At 50.1% G+C, this 25440-nt stretch carries 23 protein-coding genes; 21 read left to right on the forward strand and 2 right to left on the reverse strand.

Annotation, left to right across the window (positions count from 1 at the left end; genetic code table 11):
• The 20 genes from NSQ73_RS01695 (at position 1) to NSQ73_RS01790 (ending at position 19620) form a co-directional block, all read left to right on the forward strand.
• Entirely contained in the window at positions 1–414 is a 414-nt protein-coding gene (locus tag NSQ73_RS01695; protein WP_042140110.1) for a hypothetical protein, read from the forward strand.
• 1 nt (position 415) lies between these two features.
• A complete protein-coding gene (locus NSQ73_RS01700) occupies positions 416–1438 on the forward strand; it encodes a DUF2793 domain-containing protein (protein WP_340985188.1) in 1023 nt (340 codons plus the stop codon).
• A gap of 12 nt (positions 1439–1450) precedes the next feature.
• The gene (locus NSQ73_RS01705; RefSeq protein WP_340985189.1) at positions 1451–1786 is read left to right on the forward strand and encodes a hyaluronate lyase N-terminal domain-containing protein; all 336 of its coding nucleotides are present in this window, start codon (positions 1451–1453) and stop codon (positions 1784–1786) included.
• Positions 1787–1788: 2 nt separating this feature from the next.
• Positions 1789–2400, forward strand: coding sequence for a putative phage tail protein (locus tag NSQ73_RS01710; RefSeq protein WP_340985190.1), 612 nt, complete (start codon positions 1789–1791; stop codon positions 2398–2400).
• 11 nt (positions 2401–2411) lie between these two features.
• Positions 2412–4145 carry a hypothetical protein gene (locus NSQ73_RS01715; protein ID WP_340985191.1) on the forward strand — a complete coding sequence of 578 codons (1734 nt, stop codon included), beginning with the start codon at positions 2412–2414 and terminating at the stop codon, positions 4143–4145.
• Positions 4146–4163: 18 nt separating this feature from the next.
• Positions 4164–4544 carry a hypothetical protein gene (locus tag NSQ73_RS01720; protein ID WP_340985192.1) on the forward strand — a complete coding sequence of 127 codons (381 nt, stop codon included), beginning with the start codon at positions 4164–4166 and terminating at the stop codon, positions 4542–4544.
• A 242-nt stretch (positions 4545–4786) separates the two neighbouring features.
• Positions 4787–5101: a hypothetical protein gene (locus tag NSQ73_RS01725; RefSeq protein WP_039294205.1), complete on the forward strand. Its 315-nt coding sequence runs from the start codon at positions 4787–4789 to the stop codon at positions 5099–5101.
• Between the two features lies 1 nt (position 5102).
• Positions 5103–5300 (forward strand): hypothetical protein, encoded by a 198-nt coding sequence (locus tag NSQ73_RS01730; RefSeq protein WP_039294209.1) that lies wholly within the window; start codon positions 5103–5105, stop codon positions 5298–5300.
• A complete protein-coding gene (locus NSQ73_RS01735; protein ID WP_340985193.1) occupies positions 5287–5679 on the forward strand; it encodes a hypothetical protein in 393 nt (130 codons plus the stop codon). The genes NSQ73_RS01730 and NSQ73_RS01735 overlap by 14 nt, the downstream gene beginning before the upstream one ends.
• The gene (locus NSQ73_RS01740) at positions 5651–6361 is read left to right on the forward strand and encodes a M15 family metallopeptidase (protein WP_340985194.1); all 711 of its coding nucleotides are present in this window, start codon (positions 5651–5653) and stop codon (positions 6359–6361) included. The genes NSQ73_RS01735 and NSQ73_RS01740 overlap by 29 nt, the downstream gene beginning before the upstream one ends.
• Complete coding sequence (locus tag NSQ73_RS01745) at positions 6358–6639, forward strand: holin (RefSeq protein ID WP_340985195.1); 282 nt, start codon at positions 6358–6360, stop codon at positions 6637–6639. Before NSQ73_RS01740 ends, NSQ73_RS01745 begins: the two co-directional genes overlap by 4 nt.
• A gap of 288 nt (positions 6640–6927) precedes the next feature.
• Positions 6928–9720: a phosphoenolpyruvate carboxylase gene (gene ppc / locus NSQ73_RS01750; protein ID WP_039294221.1), complete on the forward strand. Its 2793-nt coding sequence runs from the start codon at positions 6928–6930 to the stop codon at positions 9718–9720.
• Positions 9721–10390: 670 nt separating this feature from the next.
• The gene (gene sigW, locus NSQ73_RS01755) at positions 10391–10957 is read left to right on the forward strand and encodes an RNA polymerase sigma factor SigW (RefSeq protein ID WP_039294228.1); all 567 of its coding nucleotides are present in this window, start codon (positions 10391–10393) and stop codon (positions 10955–10957) included.
• Between the two features lie 124 nt (positions 10958–11081).
• Entirely contained in the window at positions 11082–11696 is a 615-nt protein-coding gene (locus NSQ73_RS01760) for a zf-HC2 domain-containing protein (RefSeq protein ID WP_076247115.1), read from the forward strand.
• Between the two features lie 211 nt (positions 11697–11907).
• Positions 11908–12738: a diadenylate cyclase CdaA gene (gene cdaA / locus NSQ73_RS01765; RefSeq protein WP_340985196.1), complete on the forward strand. Its 831-nt coding sequence runs from the start codon at positions 11908–11910 to the stop codon at positions 12736–12738.
• Positions 12731–14179, forward strand: coding sequence for a CdaR family protein (locus tag NSQ73_RS01770; protein ID WP_340985197.1), 1449 nt, complete (start codon positions 12731–12733; stop codon positions 14177–14179). Before cdaA ends, NSQ73_RS01770 begins: the two co-directional genes overlap by 8 nt.
• A gap of 110 nt (positions 14180–14289) precedes the next feature.
• A complete protein-coding gene (glmM, locus tag NSQ73_RS01775; RefSeq protein ID WP_340985198.1) occupies positions 14290–15630 on the forward strand; it encodes a phosphoglucosamine mutase in 1341 nt (446 codons plus the stop codon).
• A gap of 648 nt (positions 15631–16278) precedes the next feature.
• Positions 16279–18111, forward strand: a complete 1833-nt coding sequence (glmS, locus tag NSQ73_RS01780; protein ID WP_042140099.1) for a glutamine--fructose-6-phosphate transaminase (isomerizing) — start codon at positions 16279–16281, stop codon at positions 18109–18111.
• 290 nt (positions 18112–18401) lie between these two features.
• The gene (locus NSQ73_RS01785) at positions 18402–18938 is read left to right on the forward strand and encodes a GNAT family N-acetyltransferase (RefSeq protein ID WP_340985199.1); all 537 of its coding nucleotides are present in this window, start codon (positions 18402–18404) and stop codon (positions 18936–18938) included.
• Positions 18939–19077: 139 nt separating this feature from the next.
• Entirely contained in the window at positions 19078–19620 is a 543-nt protein-coding gene (locus NSQ73_RS01790) for an O-acetyl-ADP-ribose deacetylase (protein WP_340985200.1), read from the forward strand.
• A gap of 95 nt (positions 19621–19715) precedes the next feature.
• Here NSQ73_RS01790 and NSQ73_RS01795 read toward each other — a convergent pair whose 3' ends face one another.
• Positions 19716–20537: a DUF2785 domain-containing protein gene (locus NSQ73_RS01795; RefSeq protein ID WP_340985201.1), complete on the reverse strand. Its 822-nt coding sequence runs from the start codon at positions 20535–20537 to the stop codon at positions 19716–19718.
• 306 nt (positions 20538–20843) lie between these two features.
• Here NSQ73_RS01795 and NSQ73_RS01800 point away from each other — a divergent pair, with 306 nt between their 5' ends.
• Positions 20844–22670, forward strand: a complete 1827-nt coding sequence (locus tag NSQ73_RS01800) for an APC family permease (protein WP_340985202.1) — start codon at positions 20844–20846, stop codon at positions 22668–22670.
• Between the two features lie 93 nt (positions 22671–22763).
• On the opposite strand, the gene NSQ73_RS01805 is transcribed toward NSQ73_RS01800, so the two are convergent.
• Positions 22764–25418, reverse strand: a complete 2655-nt coding sequence (locus NSQ73_RS01805) for a cation-translocating P-type ATPase (RefSeq protein ID WP_340985203.1) — start codon at positions 25416–25418, stop codon at positions 22764–22766.
• Between the last annotated feature and the right edge of the window lie 22 nt (positions 25419–25440).

Below are 25440 nucleotides of genomic sequence, written 5' to 3' on the forward strand. Positions count from 1 at the left end.
ATGGGATATCCGGAGCAGATTGATGTCTTTCAGGATAAGCTGAACAAAAAAGCAAACGGCAGCAGCTATGTCGTCGAGGAGAAGCTTCTTCTTGCAGGCGGTGTGTACAGCGGGCTTCTTGCCCACGATAACATTAATAATCAGACCCTATCCGTCTATACAGGTTCACGCTATAGCGGGACTGAGGTGCGGAATTACTCGGTATCTTTTCCTGACGAGGCGCCTTGGCGGCGGATGATTAAGATCTATGCCGATGTGCCGGAAGTGTATGTGACTTACGAAACGCCGGGAGATACGGTGGAAGCGGATGATGTGAATCAGCTGCAGACAGGGCTGACAGCCACGCAGAGTGAGCTGGAGCGTTATAAAAAGGCCGGGCTGATTGACGGCGGATCTTTCAAAAGAGAGGTGTAAAATGGCACAAACTATTCAAGTGAAACGCGGTACGCGGGCAGAGCTGTCCACTTACGGGACGCTGAAGGCCGGCGAAATGGGCTTTTGTACAGATACGAAGGAGATTTATATCGGAGACGGTACCTCCAATTCCATGGTCGGGCGGGCGTTGTCCGGTCCTGAAGCTTCGCGTCCTGCGGCAGCGTCAGTGGGCCGGCTGTATTATGTGAGCAGCGGAAGTAACAGCGGTTATTTGTACTTTGATGACGGGGCGGCCTGGCGCCGGGTGAATGCGCAGAAATTAACAGATCTGACCGGCACCGTAGATGATATCGCAGACGGCACTACCTATGCCAAAGTACTCAAGGCGGACATCACCGCAGGTCATCCGAATAAGGTGTCTGACGGCACCAATACGAAGACCGCAGCAGAGATCAAAACCCATATCGACGATGCCACTAAGCACCGGTTAATCAATGATACGGGTACGGCAATTACAGATCTGTGGTCTGCGCAAAAAATCAAAAATGAGATTGAGCTGGCCAAGCATAATATTGAGCCTCAGGCTTCGGTCAAGGATCAGAATCTGACCGCTCCGCCGGCCAGTCCGGTTGAAGGTGAACGGTATATCATCCCGGCTGGAGCTACCGGTGTATGGGCTGGGAAAACCAATCAGGTCGCAGAGTACCAATCTGCGGTCTGGGTGTATTATGTTCCTGCGGTCGGCTGGACGGCTTATGTGGATGATGAGCAGAAAATTTACAGCTGGAACGGGACCGCCTGGGTGCGTACGGGTGGAGCCCTGCAGACCATTACAGCAGGAAGCGGGCTCACCGGCGGCGGACAGGCGGATGCCGTGACGCTGAATGTTGGAGCGGGCAACGGTATCACGGTAAGTGCAGATGCGATTGCAGTAACCGCCGGCAAAGGTATTACTGTAGATGCGGCAGGTGTTGCCGCCAACGTGGACGGAAGCAGCATTGTTTATGATGCGGGCAACGGTAACCGGTTGACGGTGGGCAGTATAGATGGCGGAACATTCTAGGGGGCGGTGACCATGGCACTGAAGACATTGATTCAAATTCGCCGCGGCCTGGAAAGTGCGCTGGGTACGCTTGCCGCAGGCGAACTGGGCTACTGCACCGATACAGGCAAGCTCTACATTGGGAATGGCAGCAGCAATTTGCTGCTGGTTGCTGCCCAAAGCACCGGCGACATGCTGAAGAGCATCTATGATACCAATAACAACGGCAAGGTCGATTACGCTCAGGCTGCGGATAGTGTGCCTTGGTCCGGTGTGGACGGCAAGCCATCCGTATTCCCGCCGGCGGCCCATACGCATGAGTATATGTCCAAAGGTCCGCTAACCTGGAATCAGCTTAAGGGGGTGTAGCCGTGGCCTACGGAGACTGTATATATGGTCTTTTGGAGTATTCGACAGATGATGTGACGGGGGAGGGGCCGGAGGTTAATGTCCCGGATCTGATGAAGTACCTGCCGGAGTATTACCAGGGCGTGCCAGAGATGGAGCAGCTGCAGGCGAGCGCCGGTGCGCAGTGCGGTGAGCTTGCCTATGCGATGGCTGACAGCGATGCGCAGAAGACTCTGGAGTCTGCAACGTGGAGTCTGTCCCGCTGGGAGCGGATGCTGGCGCTGACTTCGGATACGGGTAAGTCTTACGCAACCCGCCGGGAGATGATCAAGGCCAAGCTGCGGGGTAGCGGAACGACCACGCCGGAGATGATCCGGCGGACGGCATCTGCTTTTTCCGGCGGGGATGTTGAGGTGGTGGAGGTGCCTGGAGCGTCCAGCTTCGAAGTGCGGTTTGTGGGCACGCTGGGCATTCCGGCTAATATGGCGGGTCTGATCCAGATCATGGAGGAGATTAAACCGGCACATCTGGATTATAGCTTCGTGTACAGCTACACCTGGTGGGACTCTGTTAAGACGCTTACCTGGAATAGTGCACATGCCAGAACCTGGAACGAATTAAGAGTATACGAATAGGAGTGTGAGCGATGAAAACAACGGGGAATTTGGGGCTGAAAAAGCCGGATGGTACAGACATTGTAGATATAACGGATTTGAACGGCAATATGGATATTCTGGACACAGCCGTCAAGGCTGTACAGGATCATGCCGCAGATGCAGTCAAGCACATCACGGCTGCTGAGCGCACAGCATGGAACGCCAAGGCATCCACCGCCGCTGCTACTGCTTCCGCCGCCGGGCTGATGGCTGCAGCGGATAAGGCGAAGCTGGACGGCGTGGCTGCCGGGGCAAATAATTATGTGCATCCCAATCATACCGGCGATGTAACCAGCACGGGGGATGGTGTTACCGCGATTGCTCCGGGGGTGATTGTGAATGCGGATGTTAATGCCGCTGCGGCGATTGATGCGACTAAGATCGGAACAGGGATTGTGTCTAATGCGGAGTTCGGGTATTTGGATGGGGTGACCTCGGGGATTCAGGGGCAGCTGAATGGGAAGTCCCCTACTGTGGACTACGTGCGGCAGCCTGCTTATTCAATAACGTCAGGTACTGGTGCAGCTTATACTGTTAATTTGACTCCTGCACCAGCGAGTTTGCCCGAAGGATTTGGTATTACAATTGTGCCGAATCTGGTAAATACAGCAGGCCCGACACTTAATGTGAACGGTCTCGGGGCTATTCCATTGAAAGATCAAAAAGGTATCGCGTACACCGCCGGGAAACTGCTTGCAGGCAAACCCTATATGTTCCGCAAGGTTGGAACGGATTTTTTGGCAGATAGCGCGGGTGGCTCCGGGAATGCAGTGGCCGGGGATATTCGCGCGGGAAAAACGGCGGCAACAGATGCGGGGGATGTAACCGGTACGCTGACGGTGCAAACGGGTGGGACGGTGACGCCAGGAGCTTCGGCTGTTGTGAAGGCGGCAGGAATTTATGATACAGCGATTACTGTTGCGGCTGTATCTGTTCCGGCTGCATCTGTACTAACTGGAACAACTATCGCGGGTACAGCAGGAACGATGCCGAACAGATCTGCGGAAAATAGCAACATACCACCCACTGCCACCGCCTACTGGCGACCGGGTGAGGCTGGTAACACATCCGCTGTAGTACACCTTAGACCACCTGCCGGTTACTATAACGGGTCTACCTGGGTAAGTACAGACACACCTGGTTTGATAGCAAGTAACGTGCGTTCTGATATTAATATTCTCGGTATGCAAGGCAGTATGCCGGTTATCACTGTCGGAGCCGATCCAGCTCTGTCCGTAGGCAAGTGGGGAGACGGGGCGCTTGCTGTATACCCTCGAGAAGGATACCGGAAAGGTGGAGCCGGAGCCGGGGAGATCAAGGTTAGTGTTGATCAGCTTAAAAGTGTGAACGGATATTTACAGCCGTGGTACATTGCACAGGGAGCTGAGATCTTTGGCGTATATGGGACAGTACAACCCAAGTTGTCTGCATCAGGAACCGTTGGCTTAATTGAAGGGCAAGGAAATGTGATGACAGTAACGGGACTTTCTTTTACACCTCAAATAGTATTTGTGCAATATAGAACTTACAGTAATGACGGAACTATTACTATTGGGTATTTTAATGAACAGTGGTTTGTTTCGTTATTAACTGATGGGTCAGGAGCTGGAGGTATTTATGCTTCTCAAATTAGAAATAACCAAATTCTTACGAATGGATTTAAGATAAGCCAGGTTACTACACCGCTAAATAACGGTCCTGCCAACTGGTATGCGTATGCTTAATAGGGGAGGAAGAAGAAAATGAATATCGGAATGAAGATTTATTACGAATTGGCTACCGGCAATGTAATCTTAAATACCGGAGAGCGGTCGGGTAACGTTGTAACGACTACATGGGAGCAGGACTTTGCAGCCTATCAGGTACTCAATGAGCGGGTACCGGAAACAATTGGAGTGATCAAACTGGAGTATCGCCAGCACTCAGAGGACTTTATGCATGCTACTGGCTATCGGGTCAACCTGGAAACCGAAGAACTGGAGTTCAGCTTTGAGCCGATTAACCGAGAGCTTCCTACAGAACCAATGTATCAAAAGCCTTTAACGGAGCAAATCGTAACACTACAGCAGCGTACCGAGGCGAACGAGGCCGCAATCCTGGCGCTGCTGGATTTCGGCCTGTAATGGGTCTGCATAGAGGAGGAGATGATATTAATGTATCCGTTTTTGCTTAATATGTGGGTTATGGGTAAGGTCACAGAGACCAAACTGCAGACGTATAGCCCAAAATATATCACAGCTGAAGAACTGGTTGAAATTCTAGCCACATCACAAAAAGAGTAGCAGGCGCCCTATAAGGCGTTTTTATTTTGCCCCCGGACCCGTCCGGGGGCATTTCTTTTACCAACTCAGAAGGGAGTGAAGCAATGGACAGCAACGATGTTGCGAATTTGGAGAAGCTGCTGCCTTTGGCAGATAAGTATGGGCTGGCCTACATCATCGCCTTGATTCTGCTGATGATTTTTCTTGTGCTTTTGCGGTCGATTGTGAAGGGGAATCTGGTGCCGCGTGAACTGCTGGAGCGTGCTGAGGAAGACAGGGACAGGCTGCAGAACATCCTCGACAAAGAGCGGTCCGACTTCATGGCACCGACACTTGAAGTGCTGCAGCGATTGAAGATCGACCATTCAGCGGGCAACAAGAATTCGGATGGTATTAATGAAGAAGACAGGGGGGGATAACGTGCTGAGTGAGTGGATCAAGCGACTATCTCCCCTGCACCGGGATAGAGAACGGAAGCTGACGCAAGCGGGAATGAGAGTATCGCTCTCTATCCGAAGGTACAAGAATGTCTCCAAAGAAATTCAGGAGGAAATCAGGAATAACGGGTTCGCCGAGTTCCTAATCTATGATCGGGGGGCAGAGGATGAGCATCATTGATATTGTGTTGTTAATAGCGTATTCCATATCCTTTATCTGTGCGCTGCTGCTGATAGCTGCGCTTTTTTTGTATTTCCGTAAAAGGCTCCGGGCGCGCGTAGTCAGTCTGTTTATGCTGGCAGCATTCTTTTTTCTGGGGGCGTATACCGTTAAGATGGCGGTTGCCTTCTGGATCAGATTCAGCAGCACTTCCGGTTCGGACGCTGTCCTAAGCTCGCTGCAATCGGTGGCCTGGGCCATTGCCCAGACGGGCACTACTGTAGGACTGGTCATCCTGACGCTGTTAATGTACACCAAACGCCAGGATCTGTTCGTGGTGTTGTCCGGGATCAGGAAAGGGAGGAATCCGCATGCTGACTCTAACTCAGGTTCTGAATAAATCCGCTGCCCGTCTATCCGGGCTTCATCCCGCTGTACTCGCCGCAGCCACAACGCTGATTGAACGCTGCTATGCTTGCGGTATTCCCATCCTGATTACCCAGGGGCTGCGGACGACTGCCGAACAGGATACCCTCTACGCCCAGGGACGAACCAAGCCGGGGGCGATTGTCACTAATGCTCGCGGCGGCTACAGCTATCACAATTATGGACTGGCGGTGGATTTTGCGCTGCTGCTTCCGAATGGTTCAAGTGTTTCTTGGGATATGAACAGGGACGGGGACAATGACTGCACGGCTGATTGGCTGGAGGTGGTGCAGCAGGCTAAGGCGATCGGGTTTGAATGGGGCGGGGATTGGACCAGTTTCAAGGATTATCCGCATTTTCAGCTGAGCTTTGGAATGACGCTGGCAGCACTTCGGACAGGAGCGAAGCCTGCTGCGGCGGCAGTAGCGGCGGTGTATGAACGCATCAAGCTCAAGGAGGAACAAACTGTGAAGAGTGAAATTACAGCAACGGTAAAAGTGAACGGTGTGAAGATTACAGAAGGAATAATGGAGAATGGCATTACTTATGCTCCCGTTCGCGTTATTGCCGAAGCCCTGGGGGCACAGGTCGGCTACAATCCGGCCACAAAAACAGTAGATATTACAAGTAGCCACCAGAAGGGAGCGAACTCATGATTAACAGTGAACTGTTTAACAACGTGTTAGCCTTTGCCTCAATACTGGCCGTAGTTATTTTAGGGTTGGTGCAGCTTATCAAAAATAACACCCGTCTTTCGCGCAACGTTATCCCGTTTGTAGGACTAGGAATTGGACTGCTGGTTGGAGCGGCAGCGTATCCTTTTACGGATCTCGGTATGACCCTTCGCCTCTGGGCAGGGGGGCTTGCCGGACTGTCTGCTACAGGATTATTTGAATTGGCATTCAATAACCGCTCAGGGAATACGATGAAATGAAACGTGACTTATAATTGACGGCCGGCTCTGCGGAGCCGGTTTTTTTGCTGTTTTACGTCATATAATATTACATAGTCACTACATAAAACAGACAATATAAATAGGAAGAGATACATAATTAATTCTGACTGTATAAATAACTGGATTGGTGTATAATCTTAATTGCTGTATCGCTTTACCGCGCAATAAAGTTGAAGATTTCCGGGCGGTTTTATTGTATGATATGAGGAAAGCTTTCAAATAGACAATGTTAAGAGCATTGATCCGGAAGAGGATGGGGGGAGCAGCATGACCGAACTTACGACTACCGTTAGCAAAAGCAACTCCAATAATCTGCTGCGGCGGGACGTACGGTTCCTGGGGAATATTCTGGGCGAAGTCTTGGTACACCAAGGCGGCAACGAACTGCTGGATATCGTGGAGAAGATCCGTGAAACCAGTAAATCGCTGCGCTCATTGTTTTTGCCTGAACTGCACAATGAATTTAAAGAGCTAATTAGTTCACTGGATACGGAGAACCGCCATCAGGTGATACGGGCTTTCGCCATTTATTTTCAATTGGTGAACATAGCCGAGCAGAATCACCGGATTCGCCGTAAGCGCGATTATGAACGTTCTGCCGGGGAGACCGTACAGCCAGGGTCGATCGAAAGCGCGATTCAGGAGCTCCGCGAGCGGGATTTCTCCCACGAGGATGTTCATGAGATCATGAACGGCCTGTCTCTGGAACTAGTTATGACGGCTCACCCTACGGAAGCCATGCGCCGTGCGATTCTCGATATCCACAAACGGATCTCCGATGATGTCATGGGACTGGATAATCCGACTCTGACTTTCCGCGAACGCGAACAACTCCGTGAGAAGCTGCTGAATGAAGTAATCACCCTGTGGCAGACGGATGAGTTACGTGACCGCAAGCCTACCGTGCTCGATGAAGTGCGCAATGGCATGTATTATTTCCATGAGACGATTTTTGAAGTGCTGCCGGATGTGTATCAAGAGCTTGAGCGATGTCTAAGCAAATATTATCCGGGCCAGAACTGGCATGTTCCGACCTATCTGCGTTTCGGTTCATGGATTGGCGGCGACCGTGACGGGAACCCTTCGGTGACTGCGGCCGTAACCTTGCAGACGCTGCGTCTGCAGCGCAAGCTGGCCATTCGTGAATATCAGCGGATTATGCGCGAATTGATGCAGTACCTGAGCTTTAGTACAAGCATCGTCAATGTGACGCCGGAGCTGCTGGAGTCCATTGAGAAGGACCGTAACATTATCAATCTTAACCGGGTTGATGCCTGGCGCAATGATAATGAACCTTACCGGATTAAGCTCAGCTATATGATCTCCAAGACACAGAATGTTCTGGATGATGAGAAAAAAGGTACGCCTGAGCGCTATTCCTCACCAGAGCAATTTATAGATGATTTGAACGTGATTGACCGCAGCCTGCGGCATCACTATGCCGACTATGTAGCAGACACCTACATTAAGAAGCTAATCCGCCAAGTGGAGCTGTTCGGCTTCCATACGTCGACCCTGGATGTCCGCCAGCATAGCCAGGAGCATGAGAATGCGATGACAGAGATTCTGGCCAAAATGAATGTTACACCGGATTACTCCAAGCTGGAGGAGAAACAAAAGATTGAGCTGCTCGAAAAGCTGCTGAATGATCCGCGTCCGCTGACATCCCCTTACCAGTCTTATAGTGAAGGTACGGAGGAATGCCTTGCGGTATACCGCACGATCTTCCAGGCGCAGGAGGAATACGGCAAGCAGTGTATCACAAGCTATCTGATCAGTATGGCGGAAGCAGCCAGTGATATTCTTGAGGTCATGGTATTCTCCAAAGAAGTGGGCCTGTTCCGCAAAGACAACGACGGTACGGTTGTTTGTACTTTGCAGGCGGTGCCGTTGTTTGAAACCATTGACGACCTCCATGATGCACCGCAGATTATGCATACGCTGCTCAGCATGCCGATCTACCGCGATGCCGTTACTGCGATGAATGACCTGCAGGAAATCATGCTTGGTTATTCGGACAGTAATAAAGACGGTGGTGTGGTTACTGCGAACTGGGAACTGCGCGTTGCCCTGAAGCAGATTACAGCGACTGCCGATGAATTCGGCATTAAGCTGAAGTTCTTCCACGGACGCGGCGGAGCCCTCGGACGCGGCGGTATGCCGCTGAACCGGAGTATTCTGGCCCAGCCGGCTTCCACCATTGGCGGCGGTATCAAGATTACCGAGCAGGGGGAGGTTATCTCTTCCCGGTATTCGATGAAAGGCATTGCTTACCGCAGTCTGGAGCAGGCGACATCTGCTCTGGTTACGGCGGCTATTCATGCCAGATCGCCGCAGGCTGATCTGTATGAAGCGAAGTGGGATGAGATTATTGCCCGCATCTCTGAAGTCTCCCTGAACAAATATCAGGATCTGATCTTCCGTGACCCGGATTTCCTGACGTACTTTAAAGAATCAACCCCGCTGCCGGAGGTTGGGGAACTGAATATAGGTTCACGCCCTTCGAAGCGTAAGAACAGTGAACGCTTCGAGGATCTGCGTGCCATCCCTTGGGTATTCGCCTGGACCCAGAGCCGTTATTTGCTGCCTGCATGGTATGCTGCCGGAACTGGACTGCAGAGCTTCTATGAGGATAAAGAAGAGAACCTGAAGATTATGCAGCATATGTATGCCAACTTCTCTTTCTTCACGACCTTGATCGATACCCTGCAGATGGCTATTGCCAAGGCGGATCTTGTAATCGCCAAGGAATATGCCGGAATGGGCAAAAACGAAGAGGCGCGGGTGCGTATCTTCGGCCAGATCGAAGCTGAGTTCAAGCTGACCTCCGAGCTGATCCTGAAGATTACCGGCCAGCAGGATATTCTGGATAATGTTCCGGTTATTCAGGAATCGATCCGCCTGCGTAATCCGTATGTTGATCCGCTCAGCTACCTGCAGGTCCAGCTCCTTGCCGAGCTTCGTGCCCTGCGCGATGTGGAGGGCGATGATGCTGAGCTGCTGCGTGAGGTACTGCTCACAATCAACGGTATTGCCGCGGGTCTGCGGAATACCGGCTGATGCCTTTGCTCTTTCGACCTTGACCTAGCCGATCTTGATCTTAAAGTCGGCGAAGCCGCTTTGCTTTAAAGGGTTTGCTCTTTTGATCTTGATCGATCTTTTGATCTTGCTCTTACGATCTTGATCTAGCCGATCTTGATCTTCAAAGTCGGCGAAGCCGCTTTAAAAGGTTTGTTTGTGTCTGAAGCCGGCTAAGCCGCTTCAGGAAACCCCGTCCGCCTCTTACCCAGAGGATGGCGGGGTTTTTATCTTTCTGAGTGAGACCGGGAGTCTTAGACCCGGCCGAACCCATGCCCCACCCCATTGTTGCCTGAGATATACTTTGGGCAACAAAAAAGAGGCCCACCGTGGCTGATGGAGACGGCGGAGCGGAAATTTGGAACTGGAGGAGCGGCAGCGTTCGCCTTTATTGGCAGATTTCGACCGCAAATTGCGGTTCCAATCAGGAAATCTGCCAATAACAGCGACCGGAAGTCCAAATGTTTCGCGCAGTCCGCGACTAATCAGCCGCCCGTGTCAGCCCCCGGCCTCTTTTCAGAGTACAATATATATAGAAGGTAACAATACAAACCTTGATTTTTACAAGAACTTGAATTACGATTTAAATGCTTGTACCGTGGATGATCAAGAGCTGAGATACCAAGGGCGGCAAGTCTGGGGGAGTTAACAGGTGGAGAATCTGGAAGGCAGATTGACAAAGCTCGCCTTGAAGGGCGACCAAAGGGCATTTGCCGAGCTTGTGGAACTATATAAAGACAAAATATATCATTTGGCTTACCGTATGCTGAATAACCGCCATGAGGCGGAAGATATTGTTCAGGAAACTTTTTTGCGCGTGTACCGGAATTTGGACCGCTATGATGATAAACAGAAGTTCTCAACGTGGATCTACCGTATCGGCACGAACCTTTGCATTGACCGGCTGCGCAAGCGGCGGCCGACGTATTCACTGGATGCCGAGATGAACGATCAAGAGGGAATTGACGGGTATTCAATGATTCCAAGCGACAATGTGACACCGGAGACGGAGCTGCTGCTCTCGGAGACACAGAGCCTCATCTATGAGGCCATTGACAGCCTGCCCGTGAAATACAGGTCGGTGATGATACTGCGCTATCTGCAGGATTTATCGCTTCAGGAGATCAGTGATGTGCTGGATATGCCTGTGACGACGATCAAGACCCGTGTGCATCGCGGACGTGAGTTTTTACGTAAAAAATTAGGCCCTAAATTGTAAAAATAGATTATTTTTTTATGAAACTCCTGCATGGCAGTGACGTATGTAAGTTAAGCAAGTCTTATGCGTCCTGCTCCTATGTCTTGAAAGAATTAAATAAGCACTCATGAAAGGATTGGCTCCTATGGAATGCAAACTGGCCGTCTCTATGATGCACGACTACCTGGATGACGACTTGCCCGAACTGCAGCAGAGGGAATTGAAGGAGCATCTTCTATCCTGTACGGATTGCCGTGCGAAGTTCAAGGAACTGGAACAGACCGATATGCTGATGTTTTCCCTGATGCACCAGACCCCTGTTGCCTCGGAGGATCTTGTAGGCCGGATTATGAATTCATTACCGAAACCCAAGAAGGAAAGAGCTTTTATCACCTGGATCAAACGACATCCGGCGCTTACGGCAGCCTCTGTGTTTATCTTCGTGATGCTGATGAGTTCTGTAACTTTTTGGAATCAGGATAGACAGCTTGTAGTCAGAGGGACTGACCTCGATCAGGTTGTTATCAAAGGGGATACGGTTATCGTACCCTCCGGCAAAATCATTTCCGGGGATCTGACGGTGGAGAACGGTAAAACTCAAGTATACGGGGAAGTCAACGGCAATGTGACGGTGATCGACGGCTCGCTGTATCAGGCTTCAACCGCCCATATTTCCGGGCAAGTCAAAAGCATAGACCAAGCGGTAAGTTGGCTCTGGTATAAAGTGACGAACATGTTCTCTGAAGTTGCCTACCGATAGCTAATGTTGGTCGCTTGTAGCAGAAAACTCATTTGCGCCTCTTTTTCCGGAAAGATGGCGCTTTTTTGTTGCCTGAAAACACCAGTTTTGCAATTTGCTTCAGCCCTAAACTTGCAACCGGAGGCTGAACGTTATAACCTAGATATGATAAAGTGCTAACAGACAATTTACATAAACCCAGCTAATTTTGAAATGACGGGGGGTTTCGGCAATGAGCTATTTTACCGACCTTACATGGAAAGAGTCCATTAAAGATATAATCGATATTCTGATTGTCAGTTACATCATCTATAAAGTTCTGAATATGGTGCGCGGTACGCGGGCCGTTCAGCTCCTGAAGGGAATTCTGGTCCTGGTTGTAATATGGGGGGGCAGTACCCTATTGGATTTGTACACGCTCAAATGGCTGATGAACCAGATGTTTACGTTTGGGGTGTTTGCGATCTTTATTATTTTTCAGCCGGAACTGCGCAGGGGGCTGGAGCAGCTCGGCCGGGGGAAATTCTTCGGGCGGACTGCCGAGAATGATGAAGAGATCAGTAAATTAATCGGTGAAGTTATTAAAGCAGTGAATTATTTAGCTGTGCGCAAAATCGGGGCATTAATCGTCTTCGAGCGGTCCACGGGACTCAACGAATATACGGAATCAGGTATTGCTATGCGTTCTGAGGTCAGCTCCGAACTGCTGATTAACATATTCATTCCGAATACACCGCTGCACGACGGGGCGCTGATTATGCAGGGGAGCCAGATTGCTGCGGCCGCCTGTTACCTGCCATTGTCAGAGAATCCATTCATCAGCAAGGAGCTCGGAACAAGGCATCGCGCCGCCATCGGCATTAGTGAAGTGGCAGACTCCGTATCTGTTGTCGTCTCCGAGGAGACTGGACAGATCTCTCTGGCCATTAACGGACAAATCGTCCGGGATATCAAGGAAGAGTCGCTGATCTCGAAGCTGCATCAAGAGCTGAGTGCAAGCTCACTCCTGAAGGATAAAGGTTCCGCTTTCTGGAAATGGAGGGGGACTAAGAACAATGGATAAATGGATGAAGAATAATAACTTCAACAAAATTCTTGCGCTTGCCCTCAGTATTATTCTCTGGACCATTGTGCATGTAGATACGGCGCCGGCGAATCAGACTACGGTTAATACCGAATCGAAGACCATCGAGAATGTCAAAGTGGAGATCGAAGGCTTCGATAGTGACACCTATGTGCTGACGAAGGATGTAGAGAGCGTCAGGATGGAGGTAAGGGGCAAAAAGTCCGATCTTACCTACAAGTTCTCCGATGCCTACCGGGTATGGCTGGATCTTAGTGATGTGAAACCCGGCGACAATACGCTTCCCTTAATGTATTCGACACCGAGTGGTGTAACCTTGGATGATATGGTGCCGAATCAGGTGAATGTGCATATTGAGCTGCGGACGACCAAGTCTTTTCCGGTTACCCTGAATATCACGGGGGAGCCTGCAGCAGGCTATGAAGTGGGGACTCCGGTGGTTGATCCGTTATCGGCAGAGGTGACCCTTCCGGCCAGTGAACTCGGACGGGTTGCGAAGGTACAGGGGAATATTGAGCTGGATGGCGAGAATGAGCCGTTCAGTGAGAAGAAGCTGAAGCTCTATGCTTATGACAGTGAAGGGAACGAGCTGAAGGATGCTGTGATCGAGCCTTCAACAGTGGGTGTAGAGCTGCCTATTACGCTTCCGTCCAAAACACTGCCGCTGGATATCAGCTTTACCGGCAGTCTGCCCGGTTCACTGGTCCTGTCCCGGGTTACGCCTGAACAGGATATGGTGACTGTATATGGCAGCGCGGAGACTTTGCAGAATCTATCCTCCTATGAGGCGGTTCTTAATCTAAGCTCCATTACAGCTGCCGGTACAGAACAGCTGAAGCTGGAGTTGAAGCCGCCGGAGGGGACCGGGAAGATCGAGCCTGCGGCCATGAATGTATCGGTCTCAACAGCGGAGATCGCCCAGCGGACGATCTCCGCTGTGCCTATTAAGCTGGAGGGGGTAGGCAACGGGCTGACAGCCCTTATATTAGATCCTGTGAGCACTTCCATGGATCTGACGGTATCGGGTGCGCCTACCCTGCTGGACCAGCTGGACCAGGATAATGTCAGTGTGGTTGCTGATGTGGGCGGACTTACGGCTGGAATTCATAATATTCCGCTGCAGGTCTCCCTTCCCCGGTTCATAGCACTGCAGAATGACGGTCCGCAGCTTACGGTAAAGGTAGAACTGCTGGCTCCAGCTACACCGGAGCCTTCGGCCGGAGCTGACAACAGCACGGCTGTTCCTACTACGGAGCCCAGTGCTGAGCCGGCTGCTGTTGAGGAGACGCCACTAGAGCCGTCTCCTACCCACACTGACGAGTCTGTAGAGCCGACCCCGACTCCGTCACACACTCCTGCAGAGAACGCGGCTACACCGGCAGCAGGCGGCAATAACGCCGCCAGTACGGGTGGGACGTAACTTTTTGTTCAAGAACACGTCTATTTATATGCATCTCATATACACGGAATAAAGAATCAATCATACTATAATTTATTAAGCTGAAGCAGCGTATTAAAAGGAGAAAAAAGATGGGTAAGTATTTCGGAACAGATGGCGTACGCGGAGTCGCAAACCGTGAATTAACAGCAGAGATGGCCTACAGCATTGGACGCTGCGGGGGATATGTACTGGCAGGAAATGTGGAAAAGCCTAAGGTCGTAATTGGGATGGATACACGGATTTCCGGTCCGCTCCTGGAATCGGCACTGATTTCCGGCTTATTGTCCATTGGCGCGGATGTGATCCGCCTGGGTGTGGTATCTACACCTGCGGTTGCTTATATTACAAGATTGCTCAAGGCTGATGCCGGTGTCATGATTTCAGCTTCGCATAACCCGGTGGAGGATAACGGGATTAAGTTTTTTGGCGGAGACGGCTTCAAATTGACTGATGAAACAGAGCTGCGGATTGAAGAGCTGATGGATGCCGAGCAGGATGAGCTGCCGCGTCCGGTCGGATCGGGTCTTGGTACGCTCCGGGTAGATAATGATGCGAAATATCTGTATCTGGAATATCTGAAAACAACGATCGACCAGAACTTCAAGGGCATTAAGGTAGTACTGGACTGTGCGCACGGCGCGGCTTATGAGCTGGCGCCACGGCTGTTCAGAGAGCTGGGAGCCGAAGTAATCTCCATCGGTGCAGAGCCGGACGGGCTTAATATTAACGACGGATTCGGTTCCACACATCCGGAGACCCTGCGTGCAGAAGTACTGCGCCACGGGGCGGACCTGGGACTCGCTTTTGATGGCGATGCCGACCGCCTGATTGCTATCGATGAGAACGGCGATGAGGTTGACGGCGACTTTATCCTCTGCATTTGCGGGGATGCCATGAACCGTGCGGGTAAGCTGAAGGATGGTACAATTGTATCCACCGTAATGAGCAATATCGGATTCTACAAAGCTACAGAGAAATTATCGCTGAATACAGCGAAGACTGCGGTCGGCGACCGTTATGTCATGGAAGAAATGCGCCGTGGCGGTTATAACCTGGGCGGAGAACAATCCGGCCATGTAATCTTCCTGGACTACAATACGACAGGTGACGGGATTCTGACGGCGATTCAACTGGTCAATACCATGAAGACTTCCGGCAAGAAGCTTAGCACGCTGAAGTCCATGATGACCAAATATCCGCAGGTACTGGTAAATGTGCGTGTGCAGGACAAAACCAATTATCCGAACAATCCGGCGATTGAAGCCGCGATCATAGAAGTGGAAGGCAAGCTGGGCGACAACGGGCGTGTATTGGTGCGTCCTTCGGGAACCGAGCCGCTGATCCGTGTAATGGCGGAAGGGCCGGATAAGGCCGAGCTTGATCTTTTTGTAGGACAGATTGTTGAAGTGGTTCAGCGCGAGCTGGTCTAATTACGCTAATAAGGCAAGAATGGGCAGCCGGTGGACGGGGGAGTAATATTCGTTCACCGGCTGAACCTTTAGTGTGGACGATGTTTTCAATTGAAATGGATGAAAAAGGTTTTCTTTGCCGCATCATTGCCAAAACGATGTAAGGTGCATATAATAGACTAAGTGTCATTCCAGAAGGAAAGCGGGGATAGTAAGGTTGAAGCAATGCAAGCGCCAGAGCTTGATCTTGCGCGGGGGAGAAGGGAAGACCGGAAGCTGCCATTAAGGGCAGAACGGCCTGAACGGATCACGGCAGATGTAAGCTGACGAGGTGGAGGTGTTCGAAATGTTCGGCGGGGACCTCCCGGTGATGCACCAGAGCCGTAAATGGAAGCGGAAAATGCGAGGGCGACCTCTCACACAACGCTCCTGTGGGTGCCAATTGAAATGTACAAATCATGGGTATGCGCATATGCAGGAAACGCAGATGGTTCTGCCACGGCAGAGGAGAAGACTGTGCATTTTCATGACTATAGATGCAAGTGACAGGTTATTTTGTTGAGCTGTAACGGACAACAACATATTTGCTTTTCTTCAAAACATGCCGTACGGCACGTTTCTTTCCTCATGGCCGCCCTTACTACGAAAAATTGGACGGAGGAAAATATAATGTGTGGTATTGTAGGATATATTGGTAATCAGAATTCGCAGGGGATCTTGGTCGAGGGTTTGAAGAAGCTGGAGTATCGCGGGTATGATTCCGCAGGTATTGCCGTATTCACTAAGGAAGGTCTGCAGGTTGTAAAAGCACAGGGCCGTATGGCGAACCTGGAATCCCGTCTCGAAGCAACTCCGCTGACAGGCAGCGCAGGAATTGGCCACACCCGCTGGGCTACACACGGCAAGCCATCCGATGAGAACTCTCATCCGCACACAGATAACACCCACAAATTCTCCGTAGTTCATAACGGGATTGTTGAGAACTATCTGGATCTCAAGGAAGAACTGATTGCCGGAGGAGCTAATTTCTCTTCCGAAACAGATACCGAAGTTATCTCCCATCTGATTGCGCGTGAATACAATGGGGATATCGTGAAGGCTGTGCAAAAAGCGATCACTTACATGCGCGGAGCGTTCGCACTGGGTGTTCTGACTGAATACGAACCGGATAAACTGGTAGCAGTACGTCAGGCCAGCCCGCTGATTATCGGTCTTGGAGAAGGCGAAAACTTTATCGGGTCTGATATTCCTGCTCTGCTGGAATATACCCGCAACGTATATATTCTGAACGACGGCGAAATGGCTGTATTGACACGGGATGCTGTCGAATTGATGACGATTGAAGGCAACTTTATTTCTCGGGAAATGATTACTGTCGATTGGGATGCTGTTACCGCAGAAAAAGGCGGTTATGAGCACTTCATGCTGAAAGAAATCCACGAGCAGCCAAAGGCTTACCGCGATACCATGCGCGGACGCATGAATGCTGCAGGCAACAAGGTGATTTTGCCGGAGCTTAACCTGACAGAAGAACAAATCAAGAACATCCGCAACATTCAGATCGTCGCTTGCGGTACTGCTTATAATGCTGGTCTCGTAGGACGTAACCTGATTGAGTCCCTGGTGCGCATTCCGGTAGAGAATGACATTGCTTCCGAATACCGTTACCGTGCGCCGATCGTGACTCCGGAGACACTGGTTATCGTAGTCAGCCAATCCGGTGAAACTGCAGATACACTGGCTGCTCTTCGCGAAGGTCAAGCCAACGGAGCCCATGTTCTGGCAATAACTAACGTAGTAGGCAGTTCCATTGCCCGGGAAGCCAACAGTGTACTGGTAACACTGGCTGGTCCGGAAATCGCTGTAGCATCGACCAAAGCTTACACTTCCCAGCTGATCGCATTCACGTTGTTGGGGCTGTACCTGGCTGAAGTACGCGGCACCCAGTCAGAGCCTGAAGTTGCCAAGATTCTGGCAGCTATGCAGTCCCTGCCTGAGCAAGTAGAAGTAATCCTGGCTCAGAAAGATGCGATCAAAGCCTATGCTGAACAAATCGCTGAGCATAAGCACCTCTTCTTCATCGGCCGTGGCGTAGATTACGCAGTAGCCCAGGAAGGATCGCTGAAGCTGAAAGAGATCTCTTATATTCACTCCGAAGCTTATGCTGCGGGTGAACTGAAGCATGGTACACTGGCGCTGATCGAAGAAGGCGTTCCTGTCATTGCCCTGGCAACTCAGGAATCCGTGCTTGAGAAAACCGTCAGCAACATCAAAGAAGTGAAGGCCCGCGGCGCACATGTCCTGGCGATCACTCATGAAGAACACAAAAATGACCTGCTCAGATCTGTTGACCAAGTGTTCGTGATTCCTCAGACTCTGCCGCTGCTGACCGCTGCTTTGTCTGTAGTGTCGCTGCAGTTGTTGGCTTACTACGCATCATTGGCTCTGGGTCATGATGTTGATAAGCCAAGAAACTTGGCTAAGAGTGTTACTGTGGAGTAAGGGTTTTGTTACTGAACAAGTGTCCAAGAGTTTGGATACTTTAGAGTTATGAATTGTCTGATGTAAAATTTCAGACAACAAGCCAGACATCATGAGCCGTCCTGAAATCTCAGGACGGCTTTTTTTGATGGAGGACAAACCCAAATTATTAAACAATTAATATTGTTAAGAGAAAATGCTTCATTAACTAACAGGGGAGAATAACGTGAAAAGTGATAAAACTAAAAATTTCTAATTATGGTAACCTGTAATTGTGAATGCTTTTAATTTGAATAAGTGAGGGTTTATTAATGAGTGACTTGAACACTGTTTATATCGAAACAGAAAGGCTGGTCGTCAGAACTTTTGACGATAATGATTTCGAGCAATTCGAAAGGCTTTTGGATTTGTATGGAGGTTGGCAAATGCAGAAGCCAAGGGCAAAAGAGTTTTTTAATTGGCACCTTTCTAACTATAAAAATATGGATATTATAACTGGAACATTATGCTTAGGTGTTTTTGAAAAAGAAACAGGTGATATTCTTGGCCAGGTCGCTGCACAAGAACATGATGAGTTACATGAACCTGAATTTGGCTATGGAATCCTCCCATGTGCAAGAGGGAAAGGTTATGCTAAGGAGGCTGCAAAGGGAACACTTGAATGGATAGCGGGAAAATACGATATTCCCTATATCATTGGAACCGTTGAGCTTGACAATATCCCATCTCAAAAGGTTCTTGAATACTGCGGATTCCAGCTTATGGATGAGCAAAATTTGCTGATTCATATATTAAATGAGCGACATGATTTTAAGTATTACCGGTATTATTTGAGTCCTCCTGAATAGGCCGATATGCAATATATCGACACAAAGGCAGTCGGTTAATAGTCGGCTGCCTTTGTTCAACGAAAGGGCAGGATAGCTCAATAATTCCGCGAATATTCTACATATGTGGTTATTTACGAAGTACTATTGGAGGTTATTCATGGAAGTTATAATGAAAGACTCAATCGTTCAGTTGGTCCGGGGAGATATAACTAAAACGGAAGTAGAAGCAATAGTCAATGCTGCCAACACTAGTCTGTTGGGTGGAGGCGGCGTAGACGGTGCTATTCATAGAGCTGGGGGAAAAACAATATTAGAAGAGTGCATGAAGATCCGCAATCAACAGGGTGGCTGTGCAGTTGGAGAAGCGGTAGTTACCACAGGAGGGAACTTGAAGAGCCGTTTGGTTATCCATACCGTGGGGCCCGTTTGGAATGGCGGATTGAACAATGAGGAACAAAAGCTAAAAGACTGTTACAGGAATTCATTAACGCAAGCGGAGTTAAACGAAGCTACAAGTATTGCTTTTCCAAATATAAGTACAGGTATATACAAATATCCGAAAGACTTAGCCTGCTACATAGCCGTAGAGGAAGTGTATAAGTATTTATTAAATAAGGAAACAAATATTAAAAAAGTAGTATTTGTATGTTTTGATGAAGAAAATTTTGAAATATACAAGAATGAACTAAAGAAGTATTAAGATTGACTAATTAGAGATTGATTAATTCACTAAAAAATAAAGCGAACGGCTCCACCCCTATTATCAAAGGGCGGAGCCATTTGTGATTTCTTTAATCAGCAATAATACACTTTCTCCACTTTATATAAAGTATCCTCAATCACCGGGCAGAGAGCAGCATCTGCTTTGTAGAATTTTACCCGGAAATATAAGCTTTTCAGAAAATTCTTAATATTATTTTTTTGCCTGAAGGCAGGCAGAAATTCGGAACTCTTCTCAACCTCACCGAAACGCTGGATCCATTGCGCTACATCAGTCTGACTGAGCAGTTTTCTGTTTAAAACACTGATTACGGGTCTGACCATCCGCTCATCCTCACCATCGGAGTAAACCCGTTCGGTTATGGTCATCTTGTCGAAAACCAGATCAAGGATGGTGAAGAGGTCAGCTTGATCCAATTCTGAACATTGGGCCAAGTCGTCTAAAGAATCTGCCCCATGAGCTATGGCATGAGCCCAGCCCTTATCTTCGTCATACCCGCGGTAATCCCGCTCTTCCTGCACACTGTAGAACACTTTCTCTTTGATCTGATGAACCTGCTCTTTTGAGAGGAAGGGGGATTTCCTATGCTTCATGATGAGGAGCGGGATGACCAGCATAGAGAAAGACCGGGTGAACACAGAGTCTGTATTAGCTTCACCAAGCTTATAATGCAAATGGTCGGTGTCCAATAGGGCGGGCAAAAGTTGCTCCAGCTCGTCTTCAGAAAGCGAATTACCGGGAATCCAATGGGATAAGGTTGTATAGATTAGATCATCACGCAGCTCGGCATCCAAGGAGCCGATGTTATGTATCATTTCTTGTACCAGCTGGAAGGGTTCCGCTGGTGTCTGGTAGTCATTTTCTTTGATTAGGATCAACTGTTCTTTTAAATTCATGGTTTGCGCTCCTATCGGGTATTTTCCGGACTCTTCTCTTACTATAAGATACAGGCATGATGGGATACAACTTCATCATATCTTAATGCAATCTTAATGTCTTTGAGGAATCCTTAACGCTATATTAATGCCGGAAATGATAGGCTGAACTTGGAAGTAAATGATAGTTTACTCCGCAGAATTCGAACAGTTCCTTGCCTCTATAATCACGGAATATTCTTCTGTGGTCTTTTTGTTGTGTCTGAGTAGGGTACAGATGCTGCACTATCAAGAATTTTATAAAATAATAAGCGAGTGGTGAAACCCGTGATCTCATTTTTAAAACGATTTCTGATCGGCAGGCCCTTAAAGTCTACTGAGTTAGGGGAGCAAAAGCTAAATAAAAAGAAAGCGCTGGCCATACTGTCTTCAGATGCCTTGTCTTCCGTTGCGTACGGGCCGGAACAAATCTTGATTGTTCTCGTTACGATTGGGGCAGCTGCCTTCTGGTATTCCATTCCGATTGCGATTGGCGTATTAGTATTGTTGACCGCACTCATTTTGTCCTACCGGCAGATTATTTTTGCTTATTCGCATGGTGGTGGAGCCTATGTGGTATCCAAGGAAAACCTGGGGAAATACCCCGGACTGATTGCCGGCGGATCGCTGTTGGTGGACTATATTTTGACGGTGGCTGTAAGTATATCGGCCGGCGCGGACGCGATTACCTCAGCTTTTCCAAGCCTGCATGAGCATAAAGTAGTTATCGCTATCGTCTTCGTGATCCTGATTACGATTCTGAACTTAAGAGGGGTAACGGAATCCGCTTCCGTACTTGCTTATCCGGTTTATTTATTCGTGCTGGCTTTATTCATACTAATTGGTACAGGTTTGTATAACATTTTAACCGGTAACGTTCCGGCAGAGCTGCATACCTCATTGGGCACGCCGGTAGCGGGGATCAGTCTATTCCTGCTGCTGCGCGCATTTTCTTCCGGGAGCTCTGCGTTAACGGGTGTAGAGGCGATATCCAATGCCATTCCGAATTTCAAAAGTCCGGAGGCTTCTAACGCTGCCAAAACCTTAGTGGCCATGGGAGCCTTACTTGCTGTTATGTTCTCAGGAATTGTTGTGCTGGCCTATTACTATGGTATAGCTCCCCGTGCTGATGTGACGGTCGTGTCGCAAATTGCCGAGCAAACGTTCGGCCGGAATGCGATGTATTTCTTCATACAGGGAACCACTGCATTAATACTGATTCTGGCTGCCAACACCGGGTATTCCGCATTCCCCTTGCTGGCTGTGAATCTGGCTAAGGATAAGTTCATTCCGCGGATGTTCACCATGCGTGGAGACCGGCTGGGTTACTCTAACGGTATTATTATCCTGGGTGTTCTGTCTATGCTCCTGATTTATGTATTTGAAGGGAAGACAGAGCAATTGATCCCCTTATATGCTGTAGGTGTGTTCATTCCCTTTACGCTGTCACAGACAGGGATGATGGTTAAGTGGCTCCGGGAAAAACAGGCAGGCTGGCTGCAAAAATTCATCATCAACACCGTTGGTGCTCTAATCAGCCTCATCGTTACGATGATGTTCTTCTTGACCAAGTTCACACAGGTCTGGCCGGTATTTGTATTTTTGCCGATTCTCCTTCTGGTGTTCCACCGGATTCATAAGCACTACGAGGCAGTGGCTGACCAGCTTAGAATAACCACCTGTGAGGAAACGATTAAAATTGAAGGCAATGTAATCATCGTGCCGGTTGCCGGAATCACTCATGTGGTGATGAACTCCCTGGAATATGCCAAATCGCTGAATCCGCAGCAGATTATCGCCGTGTATGTCCCCTTCGAAAGAGAAGAGGAAGCAATATTCGAGGAGAAATGGAAAAAGTGGCAGCCGGAAATAAGATTAGTGACACTGTATACTCCATATAGAAGCATCGTACAACCATTGACCAAATTCATTGATACGATCAATTGGAAGGCTGCAGAGTTGAATCATAGGGTAACGGTCATTATTCCACAGTTCATTCCGAAGAAAGGCTGGCATAACATCCTTCATAATCAATCGAGTCTGCTGATACGTGCCCGGTTACTGTTCCGCAGTGATGTTATTGTCACTACAGTGCCTTATCATTTGAAGAAGTAATATGTTTCATACATTAGGCTGGTTCCATACAAAAGCCTGCACCCCATACCGGGCGTGCAGGCTTTTGGCTATTTCAGATCCCCTAAGCTAAGCCTACGCGGCCTGCTTAGACGGCAGCATGCGGCGGATAAGCTTCGCCAGCTCCATCACGATGACCGAGCCAAGGGCGAGGCCTGTGGCTGTCAGCCAGTGGTCCATCCCGAAGGAAGCGGGGATGGAGAAGATGTCTCTGACGCCGGGCAGGACGGCAATACCGTAGAAGGCAAAGCAGACCATGACAGCGCCGATCACATATTTGTTGCTGAAGAAGCCGGCTTCCACCGAGGTCTGGCTGTTGGAGCGGGCTGCGAAGGTCTGGAGCGTACGCGCCAGAATCAGCGTGGTGAAGGCCATGGCGATGCCCATTTCATCGGAATGCTGCAGCCCGATGTACTGGGAGACAATGACGGCAATCCCGATCAGCAGACCACGGGTAATGACAGCCTGCATCATGCCTCCGGCGAAGATGCCTTCGCCAATGTCCCGTGGCTTGCGGCTCATTACATCCGGCTCGGCCTTCTCCATGCCCAGGGCAATGGCCGGCAGGGAATCGTTCGCCAGGTTAATGAACAGTAGCTGGATCGCGGTGAACGGGTTGATCCAGTCAAAGATCAGCGCGAACAGGATGGCGATGATCGCCCCCAGATTGCCGGCGAACAGATAGGCAATGGCCTTCTTGATGTTGTCGAACACCGTCCGGCCGACAGCGACTGCATTGACGATGGATACGAAGTTATCATCGGTCAGGATCATGGCTGCGGAATCCTTGGCTACATCGGTTCCGCTGCCCATGGCTACACCGATATCGGCCTGCTTCAGGGCCGGGGCATCATTGACGCCATCGCCGGTCATGGCGGTGATTTTACCTTTACGTTGCCAGGCACGGACAATTCTGATCTTATTCTCCGGAGAGACACGGGCGTAGACGCCGATCTGCTCCAGTCTGCTGTCCAGCTCCTCCTCGGACATGGCATCCAGCTCCTGGCCGGTGACCGCGATCTCGTGCTCAGCCATCAGTCCGATATCGCGACCAATCGCCTGAGCCGTGGTCTTATGGTCCCCGGTAATCATGATCGTGCGGATACCCGCCTTGTTGGACTCGGCGATGGATCCATACACCGCCTCGCGCGGCGGGTCAATCATCGCTGAGAGGCCAACCAGCACCAGGTTCTGCTCATCTTCAAGGCCTACTTCGGTGACGTTATTTGGCACGGTCTTATAGGCATAGGCAAGCACCCGCAAGGCTCTGCTGGAGAACTGCTCGTTAGCTTCGGTGAAGCGTTCCAGAACCTCCGGTGTCAGCGGAACCTCCTGGCCGCTCAGCAGCACGTGGGTACATCTGCTGAACAGGACGTCCGGGCCGCCTTTGGTAAGCAGTGCCTTCTGCCCGTCGAAGGTATGCAGCGTCGTCATCAGCTTGCGCTCCGAGTCAAACGGCAGCTCGGCTTCGCGCGGGAAGTTATCGCGGATCTCACGGTAATCCCGGTTCTTGCTGTTACTGAAGGCAATCAGTGCAACCTCTGTAGGGTCACCCAGCTCTTTGCCTTCCTCGTTAATGTTGGAATCGTTGCAGAGTACGGCGATATGCAGCAGTCTGCGGGCTTCTTCCGACCATTCATCGGCCTGCAGGCTGAACTGCTCCTGCGATCCTTCCGGCAGGAAGTAATCGACAACCGTCATTTTATTCTGTGTCAGCGTACCGGTCTTATCCGTACAGATTACACTGGTTGATCCCAGGGCTTCAACAGCGGGCAGTTTGCGGATAATGGCGTTCTGCCGGGCCATCTTGTTGGTGCCTACGGAGAGCACGATGGTTACAATCGAGGACAATGCCTCGGGAATCGCGGCGACGGCTACAGCGACGGCGAACATAAGGGCATTTAGAATCGCTTCGGTCGTGTCGACCGTATCGTTCGAGAGCCAGACGCGTGCAGCCTGAATGGAGAAGATGAGGATGGACAAGCCGAGAACGGCCAGGCCCAGCTTCTTGCCGAAGCTCTCCAGCTTGCGCTGAAGCGGAGTCTGCTTCGCTTCTGCACTCTCGATCAGACCGGCAATCTTCCCAAGCTCGGTGCCGAGAGCAGTTCCTGTAATGACCAGCGTTCCCCGGCCATAGACAACGAGCGAGCCGCTGAAGGCCATATTGCGCCGGTCTCCAAGCGGAGCGTCATGATCAATAGGCTGAATATGCTTCTCTACGGCTTCGGATTCTCCGGTCAGCATTCCTTCGTCAATCCTCAGGCTCCCGGATTCAATAATCCGTCCGTCCGCAGGCACGTAATCGCCAGCCTCCAGGAAGACGATATCACCGCGGACCAGTTCCCTCGCGGGAATGGACAGCAAGGCTCCGTCCCGGATGACTTTGGCTTCAGGCGCAGACATTTTGCGCAGTGCGTCAAGCGAGCTCTCGGCCTTACGGGTCTGGACAACGCTGATCACAGCATTCAGAATCAGCACTACAAAGATAATGACGGATTCCATCACATGCCCCATCACAATCTGAACTGTTGCTGCTATGAGCAGCACAATAACCATCGGATCTTTGAAATTCTCCAGAAACAGCTTCCAGAGCGGGTCTTTCTGTTTACCTTTTAACTCATTGTAGCCGTCCTTGGTGAGCCGGTTGTCTACTTCAGCAGACGTAAGCCCTTTGGTCTGGCTCTGCACTTCTTCCAGGGTGTCTGTCACAATGCGGCGGTAATACTCCATCAGGTACAAGCTCCTCTCCAGT

The sequence above is a fragment of the Paenibacillus sp. FSL R10-2736 genome (assembly GCF_038000245.1).
GTDB lineage: Bacteria > Bacillota > Bacilli > Paenibacillales > Paenibacillaceae > Paenibacillus_AQ > Paenibacillus_AQ phytohabitans.

What these genes read in the sequence shown, in the direction of transcription:
- NSQ73_RS01705 (WP_340985189.1), top strand. Translation starts at nt 1,451, where the DNA reads ATGGCACTGAAGACATTGATTCAAATTCGCCGCGGCCTGGAAAGTGCG.
- glmM (WP_340985198.1), top strand. Translation starts at nt 14,290, where the DNA reads ATGGGTAAGTATTTCGGAACAGATGGCGTACGCGGAGTCGCAAACCGT.
- NSQ73_RS01760 (WP_076247115.1), top strand. Translation starts at nt 11,082, where the DNA reads ATGGAATGCAAACTGGCCGTCTCTATGATGCACGACTACCTGGATGAC.
- NSQ73_RS01695 (WP_042140110.1), top strand. Translation starts at nt 1, where the DNA reads ATGGGATATCCGGAGCAGATTGATGTCTTTCAGGATAAGCTGAACAAA.
- NSQ73_RS01785 (WP_340985199.1), top strand. Translation starts at nt 18,402, where the DNA reads ATGAGTGACTTGAACACTGTTTATATCGAAACAGAAAGGCTGGTCGTC.
- NSQ73_RS01805 (WP_340985203.1), bottom strand. Translation starts at nt 25,418, where the DNA reads ATGGAGTATTACCGCCGCATTGTGACAGACACCCTGGAAGAAGTGCAG.
- NSQ73_RS01745 (WP_340985195.1), top strand. Translation starts at nt 6,358, where the DNA reads ATGATTAACAGTGAACTGTTTAACAACGTGTTAGCCTTTGCCTCAATA.
- NSQ73_RS01795 (WP_340985201.1), bottom strand. Translation starts at nt 20,537, where the DNA reads ATGAATTTAAAAGAACAGTTGATCCTAATCAAAGAAAATGACTACCAG.
- ppc (WP_039294221.1), top strand. Translation starts at nt 6,928, where the DNA reads ATGACCGAACTTACGACTACCGTTAGCAAAAGCAACTCCAATAATCTG.
- NSQ73_RS01700 (WP_340985188.1), top strand. Translation starts at nt 416, where the DNA reads ATGGCACAAACTATTCAAGTGAAACGCGGTACGCGGGCAGAGCTGTCC.
- NSQ73_RS01790 (WP_340985200.1), top strand. Translation starts at nt 19,078, where the DNA reads ATGGAAGTTATAATGAAAGACTCAATCGTTCAGTTGGTCCGGGGAGAT.
- NSQ73_RS01740 (WP_340985194.1), top strand. Translation starts at nt 5,651, where the DNA reads ATGCTGACTCTAACTCAGGTTCTGAATAAATCCGCTGCCCGTCTATCC.
- NSQ73_RS01720 (WP_340985192.1), top strand. Translation starts at nt 4,164, where the DNA reads ATGAATATCGGAATGAAGATTTATTACGAATTGGCTACCGGCAATGTA.
- NSQ73_RS01735 (WP_340985193.1), top strand. Translation starts at nt 5,287, where the DNA reads ATGAGCATCATTGATATTGTGTTGTTAATAGCGTATTCCATATCCTTT.
- NSQ73_RS01770 (WP_340985197.1), top strand. Translation starts at nt 12,731, where the DNA reads ATGGATAAATGGATGAAGAATAATAACTTCAACAAAATTCTTGCGCTT.
- NSQ73_RS01715 (WP_340985191.1), top strand. Translation starts at nt 2,412, where the DNA reads ATGAAAACAACGGGGAATTTGGGGCTGAAAAAGCCGGATGGTACAGAC.
- NSQ73_RS01725 (WP_039294205.1), top strand. Translation starts at nt 4,787, where the DNA reads ATGGACAGCAACGATGTTGCGAATTTGGAGAAGCTGCTGCCTTTGGCA.
- glmS (WP_042140099.1), top strand. Translation starts at nt 16,279, where the DNA reads ATGTGTGGTATTGTAGGATATATTGGTAATCAGAATTCGCAGGGGATC.
- cdaA (WP_340985196.1), top strand. Translation starts at nt 11,908, where the DNA reads ATGAGCTATTTTACCGACCTTACATGGAAAGAGTCCATTAAAGATATA.